Below are 5,192 nucleotides of genomic sequence, written 5' to 3'. Positions count from 1 at the left end.
GCTAAGCGACTTCCATATCTCACAGGGGGCAACCCCCAACTACTTCCGGCGTTCTAGGGCTTAACTGCTGTGTTCGGCATGGGTACAGGTGTATCTCCTAGGCTATCGTCACTTAACTCTGAGTAATACCTACTCAAAATTGAATATCTATCAAATACCAAGAAAACCTTACACTTCGTATTCTCAGTTACTTTGGATAAGTCCTCGAGCTATTAGTATTAGTCCGCTACATGTGTCGCCACACTTCCACTTCTAACCTATCTACCTGATCATCTCTCAGGGCTCTTACTGATATAAAATCATGGGAAATCTCATCTTGAGGTGGGTTTCACACTTAGATGCTTTCAGCGTTTATCCCGTCCCTACATAGCTACCCAGCGATGCCTTTGGCAAGACAACTGGTACACCAGCGGTAAGTCCACTCTGGTCCTCTCGTACTAGGAGCAGATCCTCTCAAATTTCCTACGCCCGCGACGGATAGGGACCGAACTGTCTCACGACGTTCTGAACCCAGCTCGCGTGCCGCTTTAATGGGCGAACAGCCCAACCCTTGGGACCGACTACAGCCCCAGGATGCGACGAGCCGACATCGAGGTGCCAAACCTCCCCGTCGATGTGAACTCTTGGGGGAGATAAGCCTGTTATCCCCAGGGTAGCTTTTATCCGTTGAGCGATGGCCCTTCCATACGGAACCACCGGATCACTAAGCCCGACTTTCGTCCCTGCTCGAGTTGTAGCTCTCGCAGTCAAGCTCCCTTATACCTTTACACTCTGCGAATGATTTCCAACCATTCTGAGGGAACCTTTGGGCGCCTCCGTTACCTTTTAGGAGGCGACCGCCCCAGTCAAACTGCCCGTCAGACACTGTCTCCGATAGGGATAACCTATCCGGGTTAGAGTGGCCATAACACAAGGGTAGTATCCCAACAACGTCTCCTTCGAAACTGGCGTCCCGATCTCATAGACTCCTACCTATCCTGTACATGTGGTACAGACACTCAATATCAAACTGCAGTAAAGCTCCATGGGGTCTTTCCGTCCTGTCGCGGGTAACCTGCATCTTCACAGGTACTAAAATTTCACCGAGTCTCTCGTTGAGACAGTGCCCAAATCATTACGCCTTTCGTGCGGGTCGGAACTTACCCGACAAGGAATTTCGCTACCTTAGGACCGTTATAGTTACGGCCGCCGTTTACTGGGGCTTCAATTCATACCTTCGGATTACTCCTAAGCACTCCTCTTAACCTTCCAGCACCGGGCAGGCGTCACCCCCTATACATCATCTTACGATTTAGCAGAGAGCTGTGTTTTTGATAAACAGTTGCTTGGGCCTATTCACTGCGGCTGACCTAAGTCAGCACCCCTTCTCCCGAAGTTACGGGGTCATTTTGCCGAGTTCCTTAACGAGAGTTCTCTCGCTCACCTGAGGCTACTCGCCTCGACTACCTGTGTCGGTTTGCGGTACGGGTAGAGTATGTTTAAACGCTAGAAGCTTTTCTTGGCAGTGTGACATCACTAACTTCGCTACTAAACTTCGCTCCCCATCACAGCTCAATGTTATAGAACTAAGCATTTGACTCAATTCACACCTCACTGCTTAGACAGACACTTCCAATCGTCTGCTTTAGTTAGCCTACTGCGTCCCTCCATCACTACATACTCTAGTACAGGAATATCAACCTGTTGTCCATCGGATACACCTTTCGGTCTCTCCTTAGGTCCCGACTAACCCAGGGCGGACGAGCCTTCCCCTGGAAACCTTAGTCTTACGGTGGACAGGATTCTCACCTGTCTTTCGCTACTCATACCGGCATTCTCACTTCTATGCGTTCCAGCACTCCTCACGGTACACCTTCATCACACATAGAACGCTCTCCTACCATACCTATAAAGGTATCCACAGCTTCGGTAAATTGTTTTAGCCCCGGTACATTTTCGGCGCAGGGTCACTCGACTAGTGAGCTATTACGCACTCTTTGAATGAATAGCTGCTTCTAAGCTAACATCCTAGTTGTCTGTGCAACCCCACATCCTTTTCCACTTAACAATTATTTTGGGACCTTAGCTGGTGGTCTGGGCTGTTTCCCTTTCGACTACGGATCTTAGCACTCGCAGTCTGACTGCCGACCATAATTCTTTGGCATTCGGAGTTTATCTGAGATTGGTAATCCGGGATGGACCCCTCACCCAAACAGTGCTCTACCTCCAAGAATCTCTAATGTCGACGCTAGCCCTAAAGCTATTTCGGAGAGAACCAGCTATCTCCAAGTTCGTTTGGAATTTCTCCGCTACCCACAAGTCATCCAAGCACTTTTCAACGTGCCCTGGTTCGGTCCTCCAGTGCGTCTTACCGCACCTTCAACCTGCTCATGGGTAGGTCACATGGTTTCGGGTCTACGTCATGATACTAAGGCGCCCTATTCAGACTCGGTTTCCCTACGGCTCCGTCTCTTCAACTTAACCTCGCATCATAACGTAACTCGCCGGTTCATTCTACAAAAGGCACGCTCTCACCCATTAACGGGCTCGAACTTGTTGTAGACACACGGTTTCAGGTTCTATTTCACTCCCCTCCCGGGGTGCTTTTCACCTTTCCCTCACGGTACTGGTTCACTATCGGTCACTAGGGAGTATTTAGGGTTGGGAGATGGTCCTCCCAGATTCCGACGGGATTTCGCGTGTCCCGCCGTACTCAGGATACTGCTAGGTACAAAGACTATTTTAAATACGAGGCTATTACTCTCTTTGGCTGATCTTCCCAAATCATTCTTCTATAATCTTTGAGTCCACTTTGCAGTCCTACAACCCCGAAGAGTAAACTCTTCGGTTTGCCCTCCTGCCGTTTCGCTCGCCGCTACTAAGGCAATCGCTTTTGCTTTCTCTTCCTGCAGCTACTTAGATGTTTCAGTTCACTGCGTCTTCCTCCTCACATCCTTAACAGATATGGGTAACAGGTAGTACCTGTTGGGTTCCCCCATTCGGAAATCCCTGGATCATCGCTTACTTACAGCTACCCAAGGCATATCGTCGTTTGTCACGTCCTTCTTCGGCTCCTAGTGCCAAGGCATCCACCGTGCGCCCTTATTAACTTAACCTTATTTTTGACCTTTCAGTCATAAACTCTTTTAATACTACAGCGTTTCGGTTTATTTTCTTGTTACTATTTGATATAGATATTCAATTTTCAATGTGCATTACTTGGTGATCTCTCACCAATGGAGCCTAGCGGGATCGAACCGCTGACCTCCTGCGTGCAAAGCAGGCGCTCTCCCAGCTGAGCTAAGGCCCCACAAGACCTCTCAAGACTAAACAAGACCAATGTGCATTCCTTATCCTTAGAAAGGAGGTGATCCAGCCGCACCTTCCGATACGGCTACCTTGTTACGACTTCACCCCAATCATCTATCCCACCTTAGGCGGCTGGCTCCTAAAAGGTTACCTCACCGACTTCGGGTGTTACAAACTCTCGTGGTGTGACGGGCGGTGTGTACAAGGCCCGGGAACGTATTCACCGCGGCGTGCTGATCCGCGATTACTAGCGATTCCGACTTCATGTAGGCGAGTTGCAGCCTACAATCCGAACTGAGACTGGCTTTAAGAGATTAGCTTGCCGTCACCGGCTTGCGACTCGTTGTACCAGCCATTGTAGCACGTGTGTAGCCCAGGTCATAAGGGGCATGATGATTTGACGTCATCCCCACCTTCCTCCGGTTTATTACCGGCAGTCTCGCTAGAGTGCCCAACTGAATGATGGCAACTAACAATAGGGGTTGCGCTCGTTGCGGGACTTAACCCAACATCTCACGACACGAGCTGACGACAACCATGCACCACCTGTCACCTCTGTCCCGAAGGAAAACTCTATCTCTAGAGCGGTCAGAGGGATGTCAAGACCTGGTAAGGTTCTTCGCGTTGCTTCGAATTAAACCACATGCTCCACCGCTTGTGCGGGCCCCCGTCAATTCCTTTGAGTTTCAACCTTGCGGTCGTACTCCCCAGGCGGAGTGCTTAATGCGTTAGCTACGGCACTAAACCCCGGAAAGGGTCTAACACCTAGCACTCATCGTTTACGGCGTGGACTACCAGGGTATCTAATCCTGTTTGCTCCCCACGCTTTCGAGCCTCAGCGTCAGTTACAAGCCAGAGAGCCGCTTTCGCCACCGGTGTTCCTCCATATATCTACGCATTTCACCGCTACACATGGAATTCCACTCTCCCCTCTTGCACTCAAGTTAAACAGTTTCCAAAGCGTACTATGGTTAAGCCACAGCCTTTAACTTCAGACTTATCTAACCGCCTGCGCTCGCTTTACGCCCAATAAATCCGGACAACGCTCGGGACCTACGTATTACCGCGGCTGCTGGCACGTAGTTAGCCGTCCCTTTCTGGTAAGATACCGTCACAGTGTGAACTTTCCACTCTCACACTCGTTCTTCTCTTACAACAGAGCTTTACGATCCGAAAACCTTCTTCACTCACGCGGCGTTGCTCGGTCAGACTTCCGTCCATTGCCGAAGATTCCCTACTGCTGCCTCCCGTAGGAGTCTGGGCCGTGTCTCAGTCCCAGTGTGGCCGATCACCCTCTCAGGTCGGCTATGTATCGTCGCCTTGGTGAGCCGTTACCCCACCAACTAGCTAATACAACGCAGGTCCATCTGGTAGTGGTGCAATTGCACCTTTTAAACAGCTGTCATGCAACAACTGTTGTTATGCGGTATTAGCTATCGTTTCCAATAGTTATCCCCCGCTACCAGGCAGGTTACCTACGCGTTACTCACCCGTTCGCAACTCATCCAAGAAGAGCAAGCTCCTCTCTTCAGCGTTCTACTTGCATGTATTAGGCACGCCGCCAGCGTTCGTCCTGAGCCAGGATCAAACTCTCATTAAAAGTTTGAGTTCTCACTCATTTCTGTCACTGACAGATTTATTGTTTTTTCATTGTTCAGTACTATAACCTTAGTTATAGTGCCCTGCACATTGGTTCGTCTTGTTCAGTTTTCAAAGGTCTTTGTCACTCAATCTCTCTCAAGCGACAACTATATTAGTATATCACAGCTGTTGATCTATGTCAACACTTTTTTGAAACTTTTTTTACTTTTTTCATCCCTGTGATACACCAATAGTCCGTACGGGATTCGAACCCGTGTTACCGCCGTGAAAAGGCGGTGTCTTAACCCCTTGACCAACGGACC

The 5,192-nt window shown here is 49.6% G+C and carries 2 tRNA genes and 3 rRNA genes; all 5 read right to left on the bottom strand.

The window, feature by feature from the left end:
• The 5 genes from rrf to HF881_RS10290 all read right to left on the bottom strand — a co-directional run bounded on the left by rrf (position 1) and on the right by HF881_RS10290 (position 5,192).
• A 5S ribosomal RNA gene (gene rrf, locus HF881_RS10310) occupies positions 1-116 on the bottom strand.
• Positions 117-192: 76 nt separating this feature from the next.
• Positions 193-3,095, bottom strand: a 23S ribosomal RNA gene (locus HF881_RS10305).
• A 121-nt stretch (positions 3,096-3,216) separates the two neighbouring features.
• Positions 3,217-3,289, bottom strand: a tRNA-Ala gene (locus HF881_RS10300).
• Between the two features lie 50 nt (positions 3,290-3,339).
• Positions 3,340-4,888: ribosomal RNA gene (locus tag HF881_RS10295) — 16S ribosomal RNA — on the bottom strand.
• Together the 16S, 23S and 5S rRNA genes with 2 tRNA genes alongside form the textbook arrangement of a ribosomal RNA operon.
• A gap of 232 nt (positions 4,889-5,120) precedes the next feature.
• A tRNA-Glu gene (locus tag HF881_RS10290) sits at positions 5,121-5,192 on the bottom strand.

The organism is Streptococcus sp. WB01_FAA12 (assembly GCF_012843315.1).
GTDB lineage: Bacteria > Bacillota > Bacilli > Lactobacillales > Streptococcaceae > Streptococcus.
The sequence above is the reverse complement of the archived record's forward strand: the minus strand, read 5'-3'. Positions and strand labels throughout refer to the sequence as shown.